The sequence below is a fragment of the Agrilactobacillus composti DSM 18527 = JCM 14202 genome, assembly GCF_001436375.1.
In the GTDB taxonomy this organism is placed as follows: Bacteria; Bacillota; Bacilli; order Lactobacillales; family Lactobacillaceae; genus Agrilactobacillus; species Agrilactobacillus composti.
In genome coordinates, this window is the sequence record NZ_AZGA01000087.1 from 34,571 (window position 1) to 56,976 (window position 22,406).

22 protein-coding genes are annotated in these 22,406 nt (G+C 42.8%); 9 read left to right on the forward strand and 13 right to left on the reverse strand.

Features of this window, described 5'->3' with window-relative positions:
• Window positions 1-113: 113 nt before the first annotated feature.
• Window positions 114-1,442, reverse strand: coding sequence for a Na+/H+ antiporter NhaC family protein (locus FC83_RS14440; RefSeq protein WP_035452520.1), 1,329 nt, complete (start codon window positions 1,440-1,442; stop codon window positions 114-116).
• 302 nt (window positions 1,443-1,744) lie between these two features.
• Between FC83_RS14440 and FC83_RS14445 the strand changes: the two genes are divergently transcribed.
• Together FC83_RS14445 and FC83_RS17130 are read left to right on the forward strand one after the other, a co-directional pair.
• Window positions 1,745-2,797: a CdaR family transcriptional regulator gene (locus FC83_RS14445; protein ID WP_035452524.1), complete on the forward strand. Its 1,053-nt coding sequence runs from the start codon at window positions 1,745-1,747 to the stop codon at window positions 2,795-2,797.
• 356 nt (window positions 2,798-3,153) lie between these two features.
• Complete coding sequence (locus FC83_RS17130; protein WP_156405613.1) at window positions 3,154-3,330, forward strand: hypothetical protein; 177 nt, start codon at window positions 3,154-3,156, stop codon at window positions 3,328-3,330.
• Window positions 3,331-3,481: 151 nt separating this feature from the next.
• Here the strand turns inward: FC83_RS17130 and FC83_RS14450 are convergent, their stop codons facing one another.
• From FC83_RS14450 to FC83_RS14460, 3 genes are all read right to left on the reverse strand, one after another.
• A complete protein-coding gene (locus tag FC83_RS14450) occupies window positions 3,482-3,733 on the reverse strand; it encodes a dihydroxyacetone kinase (protein WP_035452527.1) in 252 nt (83 codons plus the stop codon).
• A 179-nt stretch (window positions 3,734-3,912) separates the two neighbouring features.
• Window positions 3,913-5,067, reverse strand: coding sequence for a M20 family metallopeptidase (locus tag FC83_RS14455; protein ID WP_057002929.1), 1,155 nt, complete (start codon window positions 5,065-5,067; stop codon window positions 3,913-3,915).
• A 405-nt stretch (window positions 5,068-5,472) separates the two neighbouring features.
• Window positions 5,473-6,237, reverse strand: a complete 765-nt coding sequence (locus FC83_RS14460) for an IclR family transcriptional regulator (protein WP_035452530.1) — start codon at window positions 6,235-6,237, stop codon at window positions 5,473-5,475.
• Between the two features lie 190 nt (window positions 6,238-6,427).
• Between FC83_RS14460 and FC83_RS14465 the strand changes: the two genes are divergently transcribed.
• A complete protein-coding gene (locus FC83_RS14465; RefSeq protein WP_035452533.1) occupies window positions 6,428-6,706 on the forward strand; it encodes a hypothetical protein in 279 nt (92 codons plus the stop codon).
• A 50-nt stretch (window positions 6,707-6,756) separates the two neighbouring features.
• Here FC83_RS14465 and manA read toward each other — a convergent pair whose 3' ends face one another.
• The 4 genes from manA to kduI form a co-directional block, all read right to left on the reverse strand.
• Window positions 6,757-7,725 (reverse strand): mannose-6-phosphate isomerase, class I, encoded by a 969-nt coding sequence (gene manA, locus FC83_RS14470; RefSeq protein ID WP_035452535.1) that lies wholly within the window; start codon window positions 7,723-7,725, stop codon window positions 6,757-6,759.
• 15 nt (window positions 7,726-7,740) lie between these two features.
• Window positions 7,741-8,394 carry a bifunctional 2-keto-4-hydroxyglutarate aldolase/2-keto-3-deoxy-6-phosphogluconate aldolase gene (locus tag FC83_RS14475; protein ID WP_035452538.1) on the reverse strand — a complete coding sequence of 218 codons (654 nt, stop codon included), beginning with the start codon at window positions 8,392-8,394 and terminating at the stop codon, window positions 7,741-7,743.
• Window positions 8,395-8,579: 185 nt separating this feature from the next.
• Entirely contained in the window at window positions 8,580-9,395 is an 816-nt protein-coding gene (kduD, locus tag FC83_RS14480; protein ID WP_035452540.1) for a 2-dehydro-3-deoxy-D-gluconate 5-dehydrogenase KduD, read from the reverse strand.
• 51 nt (window positions 9,396-9,446) lie between these two features.
• Window positions 9,447-10,292, reverse strand: a complete 846-nt coding sequence (gene kduI, locus FC83_RS14485) for a 5-dehydro-4-deoxy-D-glucuronate isomerase (protein ID WP_035452543.1) — start codon at window positions 10,290-10,292, stop codon at window positions 9,447-9,449.
• A 193-nt stretch (window positions 10,293-10,485) separates the two neighbouring features.
• On the opposite strand from kduI, the gene FC83_RS14490 reads away from it, so the two are divergent.
• The 6 genes from FC83_RS14490 (at window position 10,486) to FC83_RS14515 (ending at window position 16,512) form a co-directional block, all read left to right on the forward strand.
• Window positions 10,486-11,574 (forward strand): ABC transporter ATP-binding protein, encoded by a 1,089-nt coding sequence (locus FC83_RS14490; RefSeq protein ID WP_035452546.1) that lies wholly within the window; start codon window positions 10,486-10,488, stop codon window positions 11,572-11,574.
• Window positions 11,567-12,526 (forward strand): carbohydrate ABC transporter permease, encoded by a 960-nt coding sequence (locus FC83_RS14495; RefSeq protein WP_057002930.1) that lies wholly within the window; start codon window positions 11,567-11,569, stop codon window positions 12,524-12,526. Before FC83_RS14490 ends, FC83_RS14495 begins: the two co-directional genes overlap by 8 nt.
• Window positions 12,526-13,353, forward strand: coding sequence for a carbohydrate ABC transporter permease (locus FC83_RS14500; protein ID WP_035452549.1), 828 nt, complete (start codon window positions 12,526-12,528; stop codon window positions 13,351-13,353). Before FC83_RS14495 ends, FC83_RS14500 begins: the two co-directional genes overlap by 1 nt.
• Window positions 13,353-14,726 carry an ABC transporter substrate-binding protein gene (locus FC83_RS14505; RefSeq protein WP_420805638.1) on the forward strand — a complete coding sequence of 458 codons (1,374 nt, stop codon included), beginning with the start codon at window positions 13,353-13,355 and terminating at the stop codon, window positions 14,724-14,726. The genes FC83_RS14500 and FC83_RS14505 overlap by 1 nt, the downstream gene beginning before the upstream one ends.
• A 17-nt stretch (window positions 14,727-14,743) precedes the next feature.
• Window positions 14,744-15,439, forward strand: a complete 696-nt coding sequence (locus FC83_RS14510) for a glycerophosphodiester phosphodiesterase (RefSeq protein ID WP_035452555.1) — start codon at window positions 14,744-14,746, stop codon at window positions 15,437-15,439.
• Between the two features lie 317 nt (window positions 15,440-15,756).
• On the forward strand, window positions 15,757-16,512 hold the full coding sequence (locus FC83_RS14515) for an NADP-dependent (R)-specific alcohol dehydrogenase (RefSeq protein WP_035452557.1): 756 nt from the start codon (window positions 15,757-15,759) through the stop codon (window positions 16,510-16,512).
• Window positions 16,513-16,587: 75 nt separating this feature from the next.
• Here FC83_RS14515 and FC83_RS14520 read toward each other — a convergent pair whose 3' ends face one another.
• From FC83_RS14520 to FC83_RS14540, 5 genes are all read right to left on the reverse strand, one after another.
• Window positions 16,588-17,736, reverse strand: a complete 1,149-nt coding sequence (locus FC83_RS14520) for an ArgE/DapE family deacylase (RefSeq protein WP_057002931.1) — start codon at window positions 17,734-17,736, stop codon at window positions 16,588-16,590.
• Between the two features lie 24 nt (window positions 17,737-17,760).
• Window positions 17,761-18,462 (reverse strand): methionine ABC transporter permease, encoded by a 702-nt coding sequence (locus tag FC83_RS14525; RefSeq protein WP_035452560.1) that lies wholly within the window; start codon window positions 18,460-18,462, stop codon window positions 17,761-17,763.
• Window positions 18,455-19,525 carry a methionine ABC transporter ATP-binding protein gene (locus FC83_RS14530; protein ID WP_035452564.1) on the reverse strand — a complete coding sequence of 357 codons (1,071 nt, stop codon included), beginning with the start codon at window positions 19,523-19,525 and terminating at the stop codon, window positions 18,455-18,457. The genes FC83_RS14525 and FC83_RS14530 overlap by 8 nt, the downstream gene beginning before the upstream one ends.
• Before the next feature lie 27 nt (window positions 19,526-19,552).
• The gene (locus FC83_RS14535; protein ID WP_035452567.1) at window positions 19,553-20,401 is read right to left on the reverse strand and encodes a MetQ/NlpA family ABC transporter substrate-binding protein; all 849 of its coding nucleotides are present in this window, start codon (window positions 20,399-20,401) and stop codon (window positions 19,553-19,555) included.
• A 473-nt stretch (window positions 20,402-20,874) separates the two neighbouring features.
• Entirely contained in the window at window positions 20,875-22,167 is a 1,293-nt protein-coding gene (locus FC83_RS14540; RefSeq protein WP_057002932.1) for a cytosine permease, read from the reverse strand.
• Window positions 22,168-22,406: the final 239 nt, after the last annotated feature.

The window sequence follows — 22,406 nt, forward strand, 5'->3', positions numbered from 1 at the left end:
AATTCACAAGTTCATCATAGATGAAAGCGGATTAAAAATACATTATCAAAAGAACGATTAATCAAGTAACTTTTTGTGCAAATGACCTATTGTTGAACTGATAAATTATTGGGCTATCTAAAAATCCCCATTGCTAACCCAATAATCGTCCAGACTATACTTAGAATCCAAATTGGTGTAAATGAAAACTTAACATACTTCTGCAGATTCACAGCCCCATTGGTCAGATCCGTTCCGATGTAGATTTGTGGTTGTGCAATTGGTGTTAACATAGCCCCCATATTCATGAACAACGTCAAAATGACAATATCCATTGGGATACCATAAGCTTTCATTAAAGTCCCAATAATTGGCATCAGTACAAAATACCAAGTATCGTTGGTAAACAGGAACATTAATGGTGTACTGAAAACGGCAACAATAATATAAACAAATGGACCAAAAGACTTTGGAATAATCATTAATAACGTGTCAACCATAGCCTTCATCATGCCGCTATATTGCATAACACCTACAACAACACCGGAAAGCAAAATAGCTGGCATAACTGGGAATAAAGAACTGGCATACTTCTTGAGTAATTTATTTTGAAGCTTAAGATCTTTATAGTTCACACTTAGGGCAATCACTAGTCCAAACGCAAAAGTGAAATAGGATGGAATTGCCGGCATGAAACATAGCACACTGATAACCAATAGTGTCAGTACCACATTAATCCAGAATAACTTTGGCCGACCTAACTCAGGATCATCACAAATGTCATTGACATCAATTTTTTCAGATTTATGTTTAACGCCATCACCATCAGCGGCATTGATTCGACGAGATTCACGATAACCAATAAATGCAGCCAAGGCTAAAATCAGAATCGTAAATACAATTTGTGCGGGTAATAATTTTTTAAACAGATACATTGGACCGTTAGGAATATTTGGAATCAACGATGCACTTCTTAACATCCGAGCGCTCCAAGGCACATCGTAAGTATTAATGATCCCCAAAGTTGTTAAGAAAACTAAAATAACTGGATTCATCTTCATCTTTTTGTAAAACGGTAACAACAGAGGTACGGTGATCAAAAATACAGATGTGATGCTGACATCCAAGCCAGTAATCATCGCAACAATAACGGTTAAAACTGCTAAAACTGACGGATTAATATTTATATGTTTCAAAATCCGTCTGACAATACCGTTGAATAATCCAGCATCTGCCATTAGCATAAAATACGGAAGCGAAAATAACATAATCAACGAAACGGGTGTAGTCATTGCTAAACCCTTAGTAAGATAAGTCCCAATTTGTTTAACAGAAGAACCAATCAGAATTGCCGCAATGACTGGCACAACTGAGAAACAAAAAATAGTACTCACCTTTTGTTTTAGCAAAAGGACAACAATGACGATCATCATTACAAATCCAACAATAGCAAGATAACTCATGTTAACGTCCACCTTTATCAAAGTGATTTTTTGAGCATATTTAATTGTAATAACCAAGCTAGCTTTTACAATTCATAGTGTATCTTAAAATAAAGCGCATACATATATGCATATGACTAAAAAAATGTTGCTATATTTCGTTGATTTGTCAAATTAATGGTTTATAGGCCGTTCTATCAGTGTTAATATTGTGACCATAATAACAAAAAATATTTGCATCAGTCATTTGCACTAAGCTCGAAGAACTGACTAACATTTTCCTAAATAAATAGTCTAAATAATGCCTTAAGGAGATCTGCAGTATGGAACTAGAACCTCAATTAGCTCAATCAATTGTTGATAAAATGATGAATCAACTACCGTTTAACGTCAACATGATGAATAAACATGGCGTTATCATTGCCAGTGGTGACCCCTCTCGAATTAATTCCCTACATGTTGGTGCCCAAGATGCTATCAAACAACGTAAAACACTAACCATGGCTAGTTCTTATGGTGAACATGGTCAGCCGGGCGTAAACATGCCTGTATTCTTTGGGAAATCAATTATTGGCGTCATTGGTATTACTGGTGATCCAAAAACAGTTCTGCCCTTCGCCTCACTACTAAGGACAGCTACTGAATTGCTTTTGGCACAGAATAGAACCAATGAAATCGAAAAAGAAAATGAAAACCATTTAAATCGTTTTTTATATCAATGGTCTCAAATCAAAGACGATATTAGTAACCACACCGCGTTAATGCTGGACGCGAAGGAACTGCATATTGATCTTACAAGAAAACGGGTTGCAATTGCCATTGATGCCAAGAAATGTCCTGCTTTAACCACCGAAGCCGATGACTACAACTTTTCCTTAGCAGCCCATAAAATCATTATTTTAACCACGCATCGGTCAACAGTCGATCGCTGTATCAAGCTTTGTAAGCGCCGCCATTTACACATGGGCGTGGGTCGTAAGACAACTAGTGTCGGTATTTCAATTAATGAAGCTCTAAAAACTTTGGATATCGCTGCCATTTTTCAAGCTAAGAACTACCTTTATTTTGATCAAGTTGAATTTATGTACGCCCTATTACAGAGCAATCTACCAGTACAACATATTGTCGATGAGCTTAAAGCTTTGAACGAGTCCATCAAAGGAAAAGAACTTATCGAAACATTGCTGTGCTTCATTGAGAATAATCAAAATATCAATGAAACCGCGGCAGCATTACATGTCCATCGCAACACCCTAAATTATCGCCTTAATAAGCTTACTGAGCGACTTAATTTAAATCCACATAAATTAATCGATTTATTTCAGCTTTATGTGGGTTATCTTTACTTTTCTCAACAGACGCTATCCGAAAAATAGCTTAATTTGAAACAGCGTATTTTCTGTTTCAAATTAAGCTCAAATAATCACTAATCCATTCAAATAAATATTATTTGAATGGATTAGTTTAAACGTTTAACTTTGAATGCAAAACTCTGTATTCTTAGAATGCTATTATAATAGGAAAACATCCTAATTTGTCACAATAAAGTTTTGTTTTAAGAAAATATGGCTTTTAAATTATAGTCTTTAATTTTGTTCAATGAAAAACATAATGAATATCTGCTATTCTTTAGCTGTCTGTTTTCATGAAATACCTTGACAATCAGGCAATATCAGCTATTATTGATATTGAAAGCAAGTAATACTATGGATATAATTTTGAGGTGATTATTATGGATAAAACAGTCGTATTATCTGATCAAGAAATTTCGACGCTCAACTTTATTCTTTCTGAATACAGATTACAACACAGTGGCAGTACGTCATTAGGTTTAGCTGATATTTCCGAATTTAAAAAATTAGAGAACGCAAAAAAAGATTTACCCGTTTTATTTGAAAAACTGAACTAGAAATTATCACTATAACAGGTAAATTTCTGTTATATCAAAAAGAGTGTACCTGGCGATTCACGTCTAGTACACTCTTTTTTCATACTTTGAAATTACAAAATTAGTTACTGCCATTAATAGTTGCTTATCCAAGGTAATGTTCTGCCTTTCCTTACCCCTTCAACCCCCGAGACTGCCGATCCATATCCTCCACAACAATATCAAATATCTCGCCTAAGGATGCACAATATTCTAGAATTTCCCAAGGTTTATTGGTATGGAAATGAATCTTGATTAAGCTTTCATCCCCAACGGCTAATAAGCTGTCGCCTTCAAAGTGCGTTTCAATATAATTCGAAATCACATCTTCGTCTAAATCATGGCCCTCAATAAGACATTGGGTATCGTATTTATATTTAATCATTTTATATATTTACTCCTTAAATAGTAGCTGAATATGTCTCAAAGTCCAGCCAACTTTAATATAGGTATGATACACCTATTTCCCACAGACTGGCTGAGATTTGCTTGCCCATAATTATAAAAAGCGCTAGCAGCCACTTGCCACCAACGCTTTTCAAGCCTAACTATTGATAGGTCATTTTATAAAACTTTATTAGCCAAATCCTTGAATACTTGGGCCACCCGTTTAATATCAGCTCGGTCTACATACTCGTCAGGCTTATGGGCAACTTCCAAATCCCCTGGGCCATAAGACATGCAATTATGATTATCTAATTTACCAGCAATGACTGCAGTGTCCGTATACCCGGTAAAGACGCCAACTTGCGCCGGGGCTGCTGTGACGTCGGCCACGGTTTCTTTCAAGACACTTAACAGCGGGCTGTTGGGATCGGATTCAATTGGTGGCCGGTCGCCATCAACGGTAATACTCACTTTAATCCCATTGATTTCTTTTTCGATTTCTTGGCTGACATCCCGAATCGCCTTAAGGACCCGCGATGTACTTAAAGGCGGTACTAAGCGCAAATCAATCCAAACCTTTGCTTGATCTGGCACGACGTAAGGCCGATAACCGCCCTTGATCATCCCAAAAGTAATGGTAGAAGCCCCTAGGGTCTCATGCTTGGGAAACGCTTGAACTTCGTGCCGCGTTCTGGTGATGATTTCCGCTAAAGCCGCAATGGCATCCGCACCTTTTTCAGGTGTGCTGGCATGGGCTGTGACGCCTTGAACTTCAACTGTGATCCAAGTTCGACCCTTATGTGCCACCCGAATTTTGCCATTTGTGGGTTCGCCATCTAAGACCCAATCTGTTTTATCTACCCATTTGGAGCGAATGGCTTGTTCGACGCCCCGCATGTAATCTTCTTCATCACAAGAAGCTATTAATACAAAATTATGTTTTAATTTTCGACCAGCCGCAACTTGTTTAGCCATATCCGCAAATGCTAACATGGCGCAAGCTAGGCCACTCTTCATATCACAGGCACCGCGGCCATATAAGCGGTCATCAATGAATTCCCCAGCCAGGGGCTTACTTTTTTGCCAATCATCCCCTAGCACAACCGTGTCCATGTGGCAGATGTAAACTAAAGCTGGGTGCGTCTCTTCGCCTTGGAGAACAGCGCGGACGTTAAACCGCGAAGGTAAAACTTCTTCTTTTTCAATCATCGCAGTTGGCGCATTATGTTTTAACCAGTCTGCAATGAAATCGCCAATCTCCGTTTCATATGCACCGGGATCAGAACTGTCTATCTGTACCAATTGTCTTGTCAATAATGTGGCTTCATCCATATCCTATCAAACCTCGTTTCTGCAATATGTGAATTAAACCTAACGAACCTAGAAAAAATAAGTACTCATGTTGTTATAATACAGTTATTAGTTGTACTTATCAACATTAATTTTTGGATACCTAAATATTATTTAGTTTTAGACCATTTAAAAAACACTGGCAATGTAAGCGCCACCGTTTTAATTATAAGACTATCTGCAAAATCATGCCACTATTGTAAGATTTATCATTGGTTAGCTAAACCAAATTAACCGACCTTCAGAAATAAAATCACTGAACTAATCCTGTTTATCGGCATACATGCTACCCTATGTATCATGTACGCTATAAACTTTACCCATCAAAAAACAGACAACCAGCATGAACAAAAAGTCCATCACCTAGCTGTCTGTTTTAAAATAATCTTAAATTGCGGCCAAGATCTCTTGTTGAGCTTTACGGCCTTCTTTGATAAATAAATCTAAGTTAGTTTGTTTGACCCGATAACGGGGTGCACTGACACTAAAAGCGCCGTAAATCCGGTTATTTTTGACTAAAGGAAAGCCCACACAGAAAATATCTTGTTGGTTTTCACTATTTTCAATGGCGTAACCTTGTGCTTGCGTTAATTGAATGTTGGCTTTTAATTTTTGTTTATCAGTAATCGTATTGGCTGTTAAAGGCACCAACTTGGTGGTTGCCAAGTACTGATTGAGTTTCACCGCGGGATAAGTGGACAAAATTGCCTTACCCATAGCTGAAGAATACAGCATCATTCCTTTACCGATCCGCGATACTAAATTCACACTGTTGGGGCTTTCCAGTTTAGCTAATAAGACAACCTCATTGCTGTCTAAAATCCCTAGGTTAACAGTTTCATTGGTGATGTCCCGCAACTTGGTCAAATAAGGCTGGGCTACTAAATTGATGTCAAACGTACCTAGCGTCTTTTGAGCATAACTCAAAAATACCGTGCCTAAATAGTAGCGCTTATCTTCCCCTAAGCAACGGACAAAACCAACATACTCTAAAGTTTGCAGAATTTTGTACACCGTGGATTTAGTCATAGGAACATTATCACTAATTTCCTTTAAAGAAGGTGGCGTATCGCTTTCTAAGATAAAATCTAAAATATCTTTCGCTTTTAATAAAACTCCACCATATAAGGGTTGTTGGGTTGGTTCTAGCATAAGTTGGCCTCCTTTCCACTTACTTTATAACTTGTCGATAACTCATGTCTCAATTATAATACACGTGCACAACGCCTGTCATGGCTTAGCACTCAGTTGAAATTCAGTCTAAGTACTGATATCAGCCGCCTGAATTCCTGCTAGAATAAAGGCATCCATCAAGCACAGGCACATTATTGAGGTGAAAAACATGTTCTTTCAACCGGCATTAGCAACCGCCGCCACGAATGGCAATGGTCATTCCTTAGGCGGTGCGGTCATGATTGGTGCGATCGTTGCGTTAGTATTGATCTTATTTTTAATTGTGAAATTGTTTGGCTTGATCCTGCGCCATCCCTTTATCAGTATTGGCCTATTTGCCTTAGGCGGCTTCACCGTTTTCAAGTTTGCCTTATCCGGCATTTTGATACTGGGCGTGATTGCCGCCGTGGGCGTGGCCTCGCTGTGGTTCAATTGGGGCAATAACTGACCCAACTTTTTGAAAGACCCATCTGGCAAATTGCTGGGTGCGGTCTTTTTTTATTGGGCTTGTTTCCCTGGGACGGAAGCGATGATGTCCATATCCCCAGACAAGGTCCAAGCGCTGGCTTTCGCGGTCAGTAGTAAATGGTCACCCCGTTTAAGCTCATAAGTGGTTGACCCTACCTGTAATTTACCCTGGCCGTGTAAAACGGAGATCAACGTACAAGGAAATGCTTTCTTAAAGGCCACTTCATCTTTGATCACCCAACGATAAACGTTGAAGTACTTGGAAACTGGCGCGCTCACCAAGGTAGTTAACGTTGAGGCCCCCACGGTTTTAGAAGTGGTATTGGCAGCCACTGGTTCAAAAGGAATTTGCGTGACATTAAAGGCATCTTTTAAATGAAGTTCACGTTTTTCACCAGTGGTTTTGTCAATGCGATCATAATCATATAAGCGATAAGTGGTATCGGAACTTTGTTGGGTTTCTAAGGCCATGATCCCCTTATTCAAGGCATGGACCGTGCCACTGGGAACGTACACAAAGTCCCCGGTTTTAACCGGCTGTTTCCGCAATAACTTATCCCATTGACCTGCATGGACAAGGTCTTCAAACTCAGCCTTGGTTTTAGCGTGATGCCCATAAATCAAATAAGCACCAGGATCGGCATCAATGATATACCAGCATTCGGTCTTCCCTAAATCATGGGCATGTTCTTTGGCATAGGCATCCCCGGGATGGACTTGAACGGATAAACTAGCTTCGGCATCCAAAATTTTCGTCAACAACGGAAAACGATCTCCGGGCATATTATCAAATAGCTCCCGATGATCTTGCCACAATTGGGCTAAGGTTTGGCCAGCATAATCACCATTTTCAATGGTATTGGTCCCATGGGGATGGCCAGAGATCGCCCAACATTCACCAATATCAGTGGCGGGTAATTTATAACCGAACTGGGCCAATTTTTGCCCACCCCAAATTTTTTCGTGAAAAACTGGCTTTAATAATAGAACTTCATTCATGAAAAATGCGCCCCTTTATCCTTGTTTGATTGCCTTGATTTTAGCCACATAAGCTTCTGCATTTTTAGTGACCTGGTCATAGTCACCCTTTTCACCAGGACCGACTAAATTACTCCCGGCACCAACAGCAATGACGCCAGCAGCAAACCAGGCTTCTAAGTTATCCAAACTAACCCCACCGGTTGGCATGATATTCATTTGTGGGAATGGAGCTTTCACAGCCTTCACCATCCCAGGACCAGCCACACTGCCAGGGAACAGTTTCACAATATCACAACCAGCTTCAAGGGCCGTTTGCATTTCAGTCATGGTGAAACACCCGGGCATGTAAGGGACCTGATACAAATTACAAATCTTAGCCACATCAGCGCTGAAACTTGGGCTGATCACATATTGAGCACCAGCCATAATCGCCAAGCGGGCTGAGGTGGCGTCTAAAACCGTTCCAGCCCCAATAATAGCTTGATCAGCGCCAAATTTATCAACCAATTGGGCGATAGCTTGGTCGGCATGGGGCACAGTAAACGTCAATTCGATGCCTTTGACGCCGCCTTTGATCGCCGCTGCACTGATTTTAACAGCTTGCTCCACGGATTCGCCCCGAACAACAGCCACCACACCAGCGTCTTCAATCTTTTGTAACACTTTAACTCTTTGTAAATTAGCCATCTTATTAGTTCTCCTTAAAAATTGTCTGGATTAACGAAACGCGTTTTAAAATATACCATCAACATTATCGCACATAATCAGCAAAAATCAAAAAACCATGTTTTATTTCAAAAAAACTAGCAAGAAGCCGACGCAAAAATATGATTTTGCGTCGGCTTCTTTAGCATTCATTCATATTCGACAGTCTAGCGAACTAAGTAGCCACCATCAACTGCTAAGATATGGCCATTGACATAATCAGCTGCATGACTGGCCAAGAAGACGGCGACACCCATTAATTCATGGGGTTCAGCCCAGTGACCGGCAGGGATGCGGTCTAAGATTTCTTGATTACGGGCTTTATCAGCTCGAATTGGGGCCGTGTTGGCCGTCTTAATATAACCAGGGGCAATGGCGTTGACTTGGACATTATAAGCACCCATTTCACTGGCGAAGGCCTTGGTTAATCCGGCAACCCCGTGTTTAGAAGCGGTGTAGGAAGGAATGAATTTCCCACCTTGGAAGGATAACATGGAACCAATGTTGATGATCTTGCCAGATTTTTGTTTGGCAAATACTTTGGCAGCAGCCATGGACATGTGATAGACCGTGTTTAAGTTGATGTTGATGACCCGATCCCAATCTTCATCCTTAGATTCCAATAACGGATTACGTTTAATCATCCCGGCATTGTTGATCAGAATATCGATATGGCCAAAGGCATCGATGGCCCGTTGGATAACTTTAGGGGCAATGTCTTTTTCAGTCAAATCAACCGCTTCAAATTCAACTTTGCGACCCCGTTTTTCAATCATTTCCCGGGTAGTATCCCATTCAGCTTTGCCATAAGTTGGAATGTAAATGTCAGCGCCGGCTTCAGCTAACGCCACGGCATAGCCTTGGCCTAACCCAGTGTTGCCGCCGGTAATAACGGCAACTTTGCCACTTAAATCAAACGCGGACATTTTAAATTTATCTAACGCTGCTTCGTTTTGTTTAATTTCTTCTGGTGATTGTGCCATAAAAAGATCTCCTCTTATATTGTATTCGTCAAAAAGCCCAAATTAGCTGGATTATCTTAATTCATGCATGGGAACTTGATCCATATCATCATAGGTTTGGTTTTCACCACACATGGCCCAGATGAAGGAATAACTTGTTGTCCCAACACCACAGTGAATGGACCAGCTTGGGTTCACAACGGCTTGGTCGGGTTCCAAGAAGATATGTTTAGACGCGGTGGGTTCCCCTAAGAAGTGGACCACCCGGGTATCCGGTGTACCAAACTCGCAATATAAGTAAGTTTCCATCCGCCGAGCGTGGGTATGAGCCGGCATGGTGTTCCAAGAGGAGCCTGGTTCCAAAACGGTATAACCCATTTGTAATTGGCAAGTATCCATTTGAGAAGCGTCAATATATTTATAAATGACCCGTTTGTTCAAATGTTCTTGATCGCCAATTGGTTTCTTCAAAGCATTGGCAAACGGCAATTTCTTGTTAGGATAAGTTTTGTGGGCCGGGGTTGAGACCACGTAGAACTTCGCTGGTTTTTCAGGATCATCAGAGGCAAATTGGACGGATTTTGTACCCTTACCAATGTAATAGCCATCATGGGCCACAATATCGTCTTTTTGACCATCGATAGTCACGGACCCAGAACCGCCAATATTGATAAACCCTAATTCCCGGCGTTGTAAGAAGTAATCTACCCCTAATTGCTTGTCTAACTTGATCTCTAAAGGTTCAGTGGTAGGGGTCACACCCCCAAAAATCATCCGATCATTGTAAGTATAAGTTAATAAAATGTCCCCCGGATTAAAAATCTTTTCCATTAAGAACTCATTGCGTAGATCCTCAGTGCTGTAATGTTCAATATCTTTGGGACTATGTGCATAACGGGTAACCATACTAAAACTCATTAGAATTTCTCCCTTCGGTAATTTCTATTTAAGAAACGTCATTTCTTATAACGATTAAAGTATACAACAACCAAAATATATTGCAAGCGTTTTTCTGAATATTTACAGTAGTTTTACGCAAATTGTGTGGGCCTTTTACAATGGACCCTCACAATTAATATTCGTAACTAAGTCTATTTATGAGGTGATTTATGTGTCCATTGTGTTGGAAAATGTTAGCAAACGTTTTGACAATGACCCGGAAACTTTAACCGATATCAGTGCCGAAATTCAAACGGGTGAGTTTTTTGTGATTGTTGGCCCATCTGGTTCCGGGAAAAGTACCCTTCTGCGGATGATTGCTGGTTTGGGCTCTATTTCAGGCGGCGAAATCAAAATTAACGGTCGGGTGGTCAACGACTTAGCTCCCAAAGACCGTAAACTATCCATGGTTTTTCAAAGTTATGCCCTTTATCCATTTTTAAATGTTTGGAATAATGTGGCTTTTGGTTTAAATGCCCGTAAAATCGCCAAAGTCGATATCAAAGACCGGGTAGCCAAAGCCTTAGATATGGTGGGTTTGACGGAATTTAAAGACCGTAAACCTCGAGAACTCTCCGGTGGTCAGCGGCAACGGGTGGCTTTAGCCCGGGCTGTGGCTGATGATAGCAATATCTGTTTAATGGATGAACCCTTATCCAACTTAGACGCTCAATTACGGATCAAAATGCGCCAAGAAATTTATAATCTCCAACGTAAACTCGGCCTGACTTTGATCTACGTGACCCATGATCAAGTGGAAGCCATGACCATGGCCGACCATATCATGGTCTTAAACGACCGCCAAGTTCAACAAATTGGCACGCCCAGTGAAATTTATCAAGAACCCGCCAATGAATTTGTGGCCCAGTTCTTTGGCACCCCGCAAATCAACCTACTGCCGGCCGTTAAAACTGCGGGTAGCCAGACCAGCCTGGATATCACCGCCGACTTTGCCTTGAATCTCAATCAAACCATTCCCGCCACCGAAGTCAAAGTTGGCATCCGCCCTAACGATTTGACCATTGCCGACAGCTCCGAATTAAACGCCAACGCCGTAGTGGATAATATCGAATATCTGGGGGATGAAACCATTGTTTATGCCACTTTAAACAGTGGAACCGCCGTACGCGTGTTAGTTGATGGTCAAGCCAACTTCAGAAGTTATCAACCGGTCCAAATTGGCGCCAGCGGTAAAGTCATGCTCTTTGATTCCAAGGGCCAACGTCTGCACCTGACAAAGGAGGCCATGAGCTATGCTTAAAAATGTCGCCGAACCTGAACCAGAGTCCCTGGACGTGACCCCTACCACGCCCAAAGCCAAAAGCCGGACCAAGGTCTTTGCCCTTAATGCCAAAGATAAGTATTATGCCCTATTATTTTTGGGCCCTTCCGTCTTATTATTAGCCCTTTTCGTTTTTTATCCCATGATCAAAACGCTTTATATCAGCTTATTTCTCACCAGTGGCCTGGGTAAAACCACCGTTTTCGCTGGTCTGGGCAATTATGTCCGTTTATTGACCTCGGCCGATTATTTAAATAGTTTAGGGGTTACCTTGATCTACGTTTTTGCCGTGACCATTTTAACCATTGCCCTAGGCCTCTTATTGGCCCACTTGGCCAGTGAAACCTTGCCCGGGATTGGTATTTTCAGAACGTTATTCTCGGCTACCATGGGGGTTTCCGTCTCCGTTGCTGCCATCTTTTGGCTCTTCATTTTTAACCCCTCTACTGGCTTTTTGTCCTTATTGAGCAATTGGTTGCATTTGCCTGTGATCAACTGGCTGACCCAACCCAATACTGCCATGGTTGCTGTCGTGATCACCACCGTTTGGATGAATCTAGGCTTTACCTTCTTAATTTTATTAGGGGCCATTCAATCCGTTCCCACCAGCCTTTATGAAGCTGCCAGTGTCGCTGGCGCTAAACCTGGTTATCAATTTTTCCATATCACCATTCCCATGATCTCCCCAACGTTGTTCTTCGTCTCCATCATTACCTTGATTGGGTCCTTTAAGAGTTTTGGGTTAATTGATCTGATCACCAAAGGCGGCCCGACGAATGCCACCAATATGTTGGTATATCGCATTTATAAAGATGCCTTCTACAGTGGCAACTTCGCCCAGGCCAGTGCCGAATCGATCATTTTAACCGTGATTATTGCCCTATTCACCTTATTACAATTTAAAATTTTGGAAAGACGGGTGAACTACTAATGACTTTTACCAAGCAATCTCCTTGGCAAAAAACCTTAAGTTATGCTGCCTTAATCATCTTGACCATCGTTGTCCTGGGTCCCTTTTTGATTGGCCTATGGACCAGCTTTTTACCAACCATGGATATCGCTAAGGGTAATTTCTTTAGTACAGCCTTATCCTTTAATAACTATATAAGTGCCTTTACCAAAACACCTATCTTGCGCTATTTAGGCAATAGTTTGTTAATTTCCACCGTGACCATGTTCGCCCAACTGTTCTTTTGCTCCATGGCCGCCTATGCCTTTGTCTTTTTGAAATTCAAATTCCGCAATTTACTCTTTGGCTTATTCTTAGTCACCATGATGTTGCCCTTTGAAGCTGAAATCATTCCCAACTTTCAAACCGTTAAAAGCCTGGGCCTGCTCAATGGCTATGGGGTCATGATTATCCCCTTCTTGACCAGCGCCTTTGGGGTCTTCATGTTACGGCAATCCTTCAAACAAATGCCCGCAGAATTAAAAGAAGCCGCCGATATTGAAGGTTTAAACCATTTTCAATTTTATGGCAAGATCGTCTTGCCTTATAACCGCATCAGTCTGTTGACTCTGGCGGCATATAGTTTCCTAGGTTCTTGGAACGAATACTTATGGCCCATGTTAACAACATTTAGCAACAATTTTCGGCCGATTCAAAATGGCCTGCGTCAATTACAATCTGAAGAAACTTTCAATGATTGGGGCATGATTCAAGCCAGTGCAGCCATTGTGGTCATCCCCACGTTAATTGTTTTGTTTGTGGGCCAACACTACTTCAAATCTGGCATGAACGAAGGTGCCGTCAAATGATGAAGCAGTTGTCCAAATATCTCAAATATGACCTGATCAGCCTTTTCGCAGTGGTTTTGACCCTGCTGGGCTTAGCTGTAGCGCAAAAACCCCAAGCCGTACAAGCTGCCACCAGTGACGGTAAGACCCAAGTGGTCTTTTGGCACGAAATGGGCGGTCCCGCGGAACAAGCCCTGTTAAAAATCGTGGATGGCTTTAATAAGTCTCAAGATAAATATGAAGTTGTCCCCGCTTATCAAGGCTCTTATGATGAAGCGGTCCAAAAAATCATCCAGACCCATGGCACCAATACCAGTCCAGCCGTCTTCCAATCTTTTGATATTTCCACTGCGCAAATGATGGATAGCAAGTACACCACCCCTATCCAAAAATTTGCGGATGCTGATAATTATGACTTAAACCAAATATCCGCTGGGGCTCGGGCTTTTTACGCCAAGGATGGCCAACAAATGGCGATGCCTTTTAACACCTCCCAACCCGTGCTCTATTACAATGCCACCTTATTAAAGAAATACCATATTACCCCACCCCCAGTTTCCCCAAGTTACAGTGATATTTCTCGGGTCGCTACCCAGTTATATAACCGTTCTAATCACAAGGTTAAAGGGATGACGGTGCAAATCTATGGTTGGTTGCTAGAAGAAGCCTTGGCCAATGCGAGGACAAGTTTGACCAATAACAGTGATGGCCACGATGGTACCCCCACCAAGGTTAATTTAAATAACCCCACCACCGTTCAATTCTTAAAATGGATCCGCAGCAATATTCAACAAGGCAACTTCATCAACTACGGTTCTGGCGCCAGTGCCGGGACCAACCAAATTGCCGGCTTCTTAGCGGATAAAGTAGGGATGTTCATCCAATCCAGTGCCACCATTGGCCAATTAACCGCCAATAACAAAAATAAATTGGGTATTACCTACTTCCCCCATCCCGATGGCACCAAAGCCAATGGGGTCGCCATTGGCGGGGCCGCTTTATGGATCAGCAATGACAAACCTCAAAATGTGCAACAAGGATCCTTTGAATTTATCAAGTATGCTTTAAATGCTCAAAACCAAGCCCAATGGCAAAAAGCCACTGGCTACTTAGCCTTGAATAAGGATTCGCAAAATGAAACTGTGTTGAAGAAGCTTTATGCCAGCAATCCTGAAGCTAAAGTCCCGGCCCAACAATTAGCCACCGCTACACCTAATAAAACCAATTCCGGGATTTTGATGCAAGGGATGCAATTGACCCGGGAATTGGAAGAAACCGCCATGGAAACCGTTTATAACGGCGGCGATATCAATAATGCATTGACTACGGCCAACCAAAGTATCAATGATAATTTGAAGTTAACCAACCAAGCAAACGGCGTTAAGCCAAAATAAGACCAGGAGGTTTTAAGATGACCACATCAACCTTAATTTTTGGACACCGGGGCTTTCCTAAGAAATTCCCAGAAAATTCCCTAGCTGGTTTTGAGTACGCCCTGATCCACGGCATTGACGGTCTGGAATTCGATGTCCATTTGACTCGGGACAGCATCCCCGTCATCATCCATGATGAAACCATTAATCGCACCACCGATGGCAAGGGGTTAGTGGGGGAAATGACCCTAGAAGAATTACGCCAGTACCATTTAGCCAATGGCGAGCCCATCCCCACTTTGTCTGGCCTCATGGAAATGGCCTATCATTATCCCGTCTACTTAAATCTGGAGTTCAAGACCAACAAGATCCACTATATTGATATTGAAGAAATCGTCCTTACCCAGGTCAATCGCTACCCCCTGCAAAAGCCGATGATTTATTCTTCTTTCAACTTAGACTCCCTGCGCCTGGCCTATCAAATGGATGCCACCCAGGAATATTGCCTGTTAGCGGGACATCACATTATCAATCCCCAAGCTATGACCCTGGCAGAACATCTCAAAGGCTTTCATTTAAGGCATTACCAAGAGCTGCCTGAAGATATCGTCCAGCGGATCTGGACCATTGATGATGCCAAGACCATGACCAGCCTGTTTGAAAAAAACGTGGCCGGGGTCATTACCGATAACTTTGAGTTAGCCCAAAGCTTAAAGGGTGCTCTGTTAAAATAACCGTTATTTCCTAAAAAGCCGCTGCAAGAAAATAAATTCTTGCGGCGGCTTTTTTTGTGCGTACCTGCACGGAAAATCTGTATTCAAGGGCGTTTATATTATATTTATGATTATCTTCAAAAAAATATTTATGTAATTTTGTCATTTAATGCTTTAATATCAATATATTGGTCAGCCTCACCGTTATTTAAAAATAAATCTGCCGGTTTGTTCAGCAAATAACTTGTTTACTGTAAAACATGGGACTATAATTCATTGTGAAAGCATTCACTTATTGTTTATTAATCCCTTTTTATAACAAATTGGAGGTTTTTTAAATGAACAGATTACAAAATAAAGTTGCTATCATTACTGGCGGTACTAAAGGTATTGGTTATGGTATCGCTAAACGCTTCTTAGCTGAAGGCGCCAAAGTGGTCATCACTGGCCGGAATGCCGAAGTCGGTGAAGCCGCCGCTGCAGATTTAGGCGATCCCAGTGTGGTCACTTACTTGCAACAAGATGTCACCGATGAAGCCCGCTGGACGGAAGTCTATGATCAAACCGAAGCGCTGTATGGGCCGGTAACCACCTTAGTTAATAATTCCGGGATTGCCATTGGCAAAAATGTGGAGGATACCACCACTGAAGACTGGCATACCCTATTGGCCATCAATCTAGACGCCGTTTTCTTTGGGACCCGGCTAGCCATTAAACGCATGAAGAACAAAAATTTAGGTGGTTCCATCATTAATATGTCTTCCATCGAAGGTTTTATCGGCGACCCGAATTTAGCCGCTTACAACGCTTCTAAAGGGGCCGTGCGGATCTTCTCCAAATCAGCTGCTTTGCACTGTGCCATCAATGATTTAGGGGTCCGGGTCAACACCGTCCACCCAGGGTATATTCGCACCCCCATGGTAGAAGGTTTATCCGGCTTTGAAGCAGCCATGTCTGAACGCACGAAGACCCCAATGGGCCACATTGGCGACCCTGACGATATTGGTTATATCTGTGTCTATTTAGCTTCCGATGAATCAAAATTCGCCACCGGCTCTGAATTCGTCGTTGACGGGGGTTACACTGCGCAATAAAGCATTTATTGCTCCACCAAAAAACCGCTTGACCAAGATGATTGTCATCTTTAGTCAAACGGTTTTTTAATGGTCTCAACTTTCAAAATATTCAATGGCTAAGCGTTTGTAAATCGAAATCGTCGCGAAAAAGCTAGTCAAGGTGGTGTACTCATCCACCTGATGAGCTCGATCCCAAGCGTCAGCCCCTAGAATCACCACCGCCATCTTGGGATTGCCTTGAATAAAGACACTGGCATCCGTGGCGCCGTTGATGGTTTTAAGGGCGACGGGCCGATCTTGGTAAGTGGCCCGGGCAATCTTCGCCGCTAATTGGACGAAGGCATTGTCTTTGGCCGTAGCCACAGGGTAAAAATTATGGATCAGTTTGAATTCTAATTTACCCTGACTTTGGGCATTTAACTGGGCGATTTTAGCTTGAATGCGATCGATCACCTGCTGATTGCCAAAGGCTTTGGTGGGCCGGATATTCCCGTAAAGTTCGGCGTAATCGGGGATGGTGTTCACCTGATCCCCCGCCTTTAAGATCGTTACACTGTGGCGCACCGTGCCCAACAATGGGTCATTGGGGGCATCATCAAACAAGGTTTGTTCGGCATTGATGTAAGCCACCAACCCGGTGATGGCGTTGACGCCTTTTTCCGGTAAGGAACTATGGGCCGCCACCCCAAAACTTTTGATTTGATAATTGAGGCTGCCAGCGTGGGCATAGACCACTTGCCCGCTGGTGGGTTCCCCCACTGCCATGGCTGAGATACCTTGGGCCACCCCTTGATCTTTCAGGCGATAAGCTCCAGGCGCCCCGTATTCTTCCCCGGCGGTGGCAATAAAACGCACCGTCCCTTTGGGTAATTGGCCGGTATCAATGAGTTCTAACAAAGCAATGACTTGGGCCGCTAAGCCACTCTTCATATCCGCCGACCCCCGGCCATATAGCTTGTCCCCCACGATTTCTGCCTTAAAGGGATCATGGGTCCATTGACTGGAATCTGGGACAGCCACCGTATCTTGGTGACCTTCAAAAGCCAACACCCGGGCATCGACCCCTTGACCAACTTCGGCGATTAAATCACTGCGGTTATCATCAAAAGGATCTAAGCGGACCTTGATGCCCCGACTGGCAAATAACTTTGCCAAATAAGCAGACACCGGGGCTTCATTGCCATTTACTGAATTCAAGTGAATTAAATCCGTTAAAATTTTTAAACGTGCTTTATCTTCCATACCTAAGACCTTCCAAACCAATTATTAAGCATTTTTATGATCCAAGATTCGGGCTAAGAAATCCCCTAAAATCTGGACAATCAACACTAAGATCAATACCAATAAGGTGGCCACAAACGTAATATCATTGGCAAACCGATTATAGCCATAAGAAATGGCCATATTCCCTAAACCGCCGGCCCCAATGGCCCCAGCCATGGCAGTCAAGCCAATTAAGCTGATCAAGGTCACCGTGGTCACCCGGATCAACTCCGAACGGGCTTCCCGTAGGTAAACATCCACAATAATATCCTTATTGGTGGCCCCCACGGACTGGGCCGCTTCAATGGTCCCATGGTCCACACTCTTTAAGGCCACTTGGACTTGCCGGGCATAAAAGGGAAAGACCCCTAAAGACAAGGGCACTAGCGCGGCCGTGGTCCCAATTTGGGTGCCCACGATTTTTTGGGTCACTGGGGCGATAAAGGCCAGTAAGATAATGAAGGGGATGGCCCGGAAAATGGAGACGATTTTATCAATGACACTAAACAAATGTCGGCTAGGTAAAATGCCATCCGCATCGGTGACCACCAAGGCCAGACCGAAAACCAAACCTAAAATCCCGCCGAAAATTGCTGACCAAAAAGTCATATACAGAGTTTGGACAATGGACGTCCACCAGCCCCCATCACCGAGCCAGCCTTGATAAATCACGTTTGGAAAAATATTTGCCAGTGTTTTAGCCATGATCCACGTCACCTGCCTTAATTTGTTTCACAACCACATTGGCTTTTTTCAAGAAATCAATGGCTTTTTGGCGGTTATCGTCAGTCCCCTTAAGGACCACGAAATTGGTCCCAACCACTGTTTCTCCCAGCACATCAATGTTACTGTAAATAATATTGGCTTCCACATTAAAGTTTTTATACAAGGTCACCACTAAAGGTTCGCTGACCGACTCTCCAAAGTAAATGAGTTGCAGGGCAATCTCATCCGGCTGCAATTGGGCTAAGTGGGCATCTTCTAAGGCCGCAATGGCTTTAGAACCCTTTTCAGCTCCCACAAACTCTTTGGTCAGAGGTTCTTTAGAATTGGTGAAGATATCTAACAAGCTACCTTCTTCGATCACGACCCCATCATCCATCACTGCTACCCGATTGGCGATGCGTTTAACGGCATCCATTTCGTGGGTGATCAAAACCACCGTCAAGCCCAATTGGGTATTCAAACGCTGTAATAGATCCAAAATTTGATTGGTATTTTTAGGATCCAGCGCACTGGTGGCTTCATCTGAAATCAAGATCTCCGGATCATTGGCCAAAGCCCGGGCAATGGCCACCCGCTGTTGTTGGCCCCCAGATAATTGGGCGGGATAAGCATCAGCTTTATCGGCCAGATCCACCATGTCTAATAGCTTTAAAGCCTTAGCCTGCATCGCTTTTTTATCTAAATTACTGTGTTTTAACGCAAAGCCCACATTTTGGATCACGGTTTGTTCATACAGCAAATTGAAATGTTGGAAAATCATCCCAATTTTCCGGCGCTTTTGCCGCAGGGTCTTGGTGGAGATGACTTCTTGGCCGTTATCAAACAGCACATCATCCCCAACCTGGATGCGCCCGCTGGTGGGTTGCTGCAATAAATTAATGACCCGCACTAAGGTGGATTTCCCCGCCCCAGAGTAACCAACGATACCATAGATGTCACCCTTTTGAATATGAATCGTAACATCTTTGACCGCCTGGACCGAGGCCTTTTTTTGCTGGAAGGTAACGCTGACGTTATCCAGTTGAATGATCGTTTCTGCCATCTTTAAATTGCACTCCTAAATTACAAATTATTTGATCTTAACATCCCAAACGCCGTATTCCAGATTACCAAACTGGGCCTTGATCTCTTTTTTAGTCTTAGCCGTTTGATAAGCTTTCACAACATCTTGATAAGTCTTGTTATTCTTATCCTTCTTACGGGCAACGATGATGTTGATCCATTGTTCTGAATCTTTGTTGACGGGTTCGGTATAAATGGCATCCTTGGTGGACAGCTTGGCCGCCTTCACGTAACTGCCATTGACAACCGCTGCGGCTGCATCGGATAAGGAACGGGCAGTTTGACTGGCATCGACTTCTTTGATATTCAAGTTCTTAGGATTTTTGGCGATATCTTTAATGGTTACTAATTTAGAATTAGATTTCAACGTGATCAAACCGGCATTTTTCAAAAGGAATAAAGCCCGGGATTCATTACTGGCATCGTTAGGTACGGTGATGGTGTCACCCTTTTTAATCGATTTCACGTTTTTGATCTTCGTGGAATAAAGGCGAATTGGGGACATGATTGTCTTGCCAATTGGGGTCAAATCAGATTTGTTAGATTTGTTCCAAGCGTTTAAGAAAGCGTAATGTTGAAAGGAGTTCAAATCAATTTCCCCGCTGGCTAGGGCTTTATTAGGTTGGTTATAATCGGTGAACTTCTGGAACTTCAAAGTAATGCCATATTTTTGCTTGGCGGTTTGTGACACAACTTTCCACACCGCGTCATCTTGTTTGGTCCCGGTGATGATCCCAATGGTCACGGTTTTGGAAGCCGCTTGGGTGGTTTGGCTTTGACCAAACCCTAAAACCCCAACTAACGCTAAAGTGGCGGCAAATAAACCACCCAGTAAATACTTAATTGATTTCTTCATGATATATCCTCCAATTTTTTAATGTGCTGTTCTGTTTAAAACTCAACTGCTGTGCGATTCCAGGGTGCACCTCACTTTGCCCTTAAATTTGCAAAATCCAAACAAAAAAGCACCCGTCCCTTAAAAAGGACGAGCACTTCGCGTTACCACCTTCGTTTATAACGACCTCACAATCGCTACCTCAACAAGCAAGTTGTTGCACCAGTTGCCCAACACACCTTGCTTTATCTATTAACGGAGACAACGCCGTGACTGGTTTTGACCCCAGTCCCATTCCAAGCCCATCTGATAAATTCCAAAATTACTTCCTCACACCAACCGAAAGCTCTCTTAAACTCGAAATTTACCTCTGCTCTTCAACATGTTTGAATTTCATGTTATAACAATATGAGACTATTCTTAATCATATTCTAACATTTGTCAAGGACAGCGCTTTAATCCATAACTGACTTTCAAGCAATTGCCTAGTGGCATTATAGATCGCCATCCACCAAATTGGTCTTTTGCGCATGTTGGCCCAGGCGATGCAAAATCGTAACCGTACTAAAGATCCCGATAATGGCAATGATCCATAAATAACTCAAAATCGACAGGGTCACCAATTCGATGCCAATATAAGCACTGGTCCAAACAATATAAATCCATTTATATTGGTCGGCATTGACGGTGTGATATTTGGCCAAAATGATGTAACAAATCAACACGGCTAACAACGGTGCTAACACGGTCCCACACAAGTTGATCCAATAATAGGCCAGTTGACTGGTACTAGAACTTAAGAAAAATGGGGTGATGGCACTGCTAATTACTAAGAAAATGGCCATGTTGATGCTGTTGCGGGATTTGGTCATGATCGCCTTGAGACATTGAATCGCTGGGTAATAATTGGCTACTGAGTTGGTGGAGATCATGAACATCAAGAAGACCACCACCACCAAGATATGAATCGGCACGGAAGAAGACACATGTAGTAGGGAGTGACTCAAATTCCAGTTGTAACTGCCGGTGGTCATAAAGGATTGAATGGCAAAGATGGCGGCAATCACTGTCATGGCGCCCATCCCTAAAACGATCCCCACACAATTACCCCAAAAAGCCGACTTATCACTTTTAGCATTGCGCCCGAAATCAAACATGTTCAAGGCAAAACCATTCCAATAAGCTGCTACCACACAGATATTACCGATAACATCCCGAAAAACTAAGCCTTGGCTGTTCACAAAGAAGTTGGCATTGGCAAATACCCGACCGCCCATTTGGAACAAGATAATGACGATACCAGGGATCAGTACGCACAAGGTGATGGTCAACAAACGCTGTAGCCCGCCCGAACTTTGGGCGATGACTGCATTGCCCACTAACAGCACTAAGAAAATACCGATAAAAATCGGATTACTGACCTTCACACCAGTAACCACCGTGATCAAATTGACGATCAGTTGTGTTGCGGCGGCGATATTGATGCCATACCAGCCCGCACAGTCCAAGCCCCGTAATACATAAAAGAACTTGCTGAATTTCTTACCAAAAACGTCGCTGATCAAGGTCACAAAATTCTTTTGCGTCCGGCGACCTAATACCCCCATGATGCCACATAGAACACCCATGACGGCCGAACCCGCCAAAACGACGGTTAAAATCGTCATGAACGGCCATTTAAATGCCGCTAATGTTTCAACAACGAGAAACGTGGGCACACAGATGGAGACATTTAACCAGAGTTTCAAATACTTCGAGCTGGACCAATCCTTTGTGATAACATCCATACTTGCTAAACTCCCTTCAATTATCGGTCTTGTTGTGAAAAAGCTGTCGATTGTCCTTAGTCAGTGCCAAATATGTTCCTAAAGTAACGACTCAAACCCCATGGCGTCAAATAACCAACTGGTAGACCTCAACGTAATCTAACCGCAAATCCGACTATTTTAAACATCAAGGCCTATAAAGCGCTTACATTATAGCGTGACACAAAATATTCATCAGACAAATATACTAGGAAACTTAA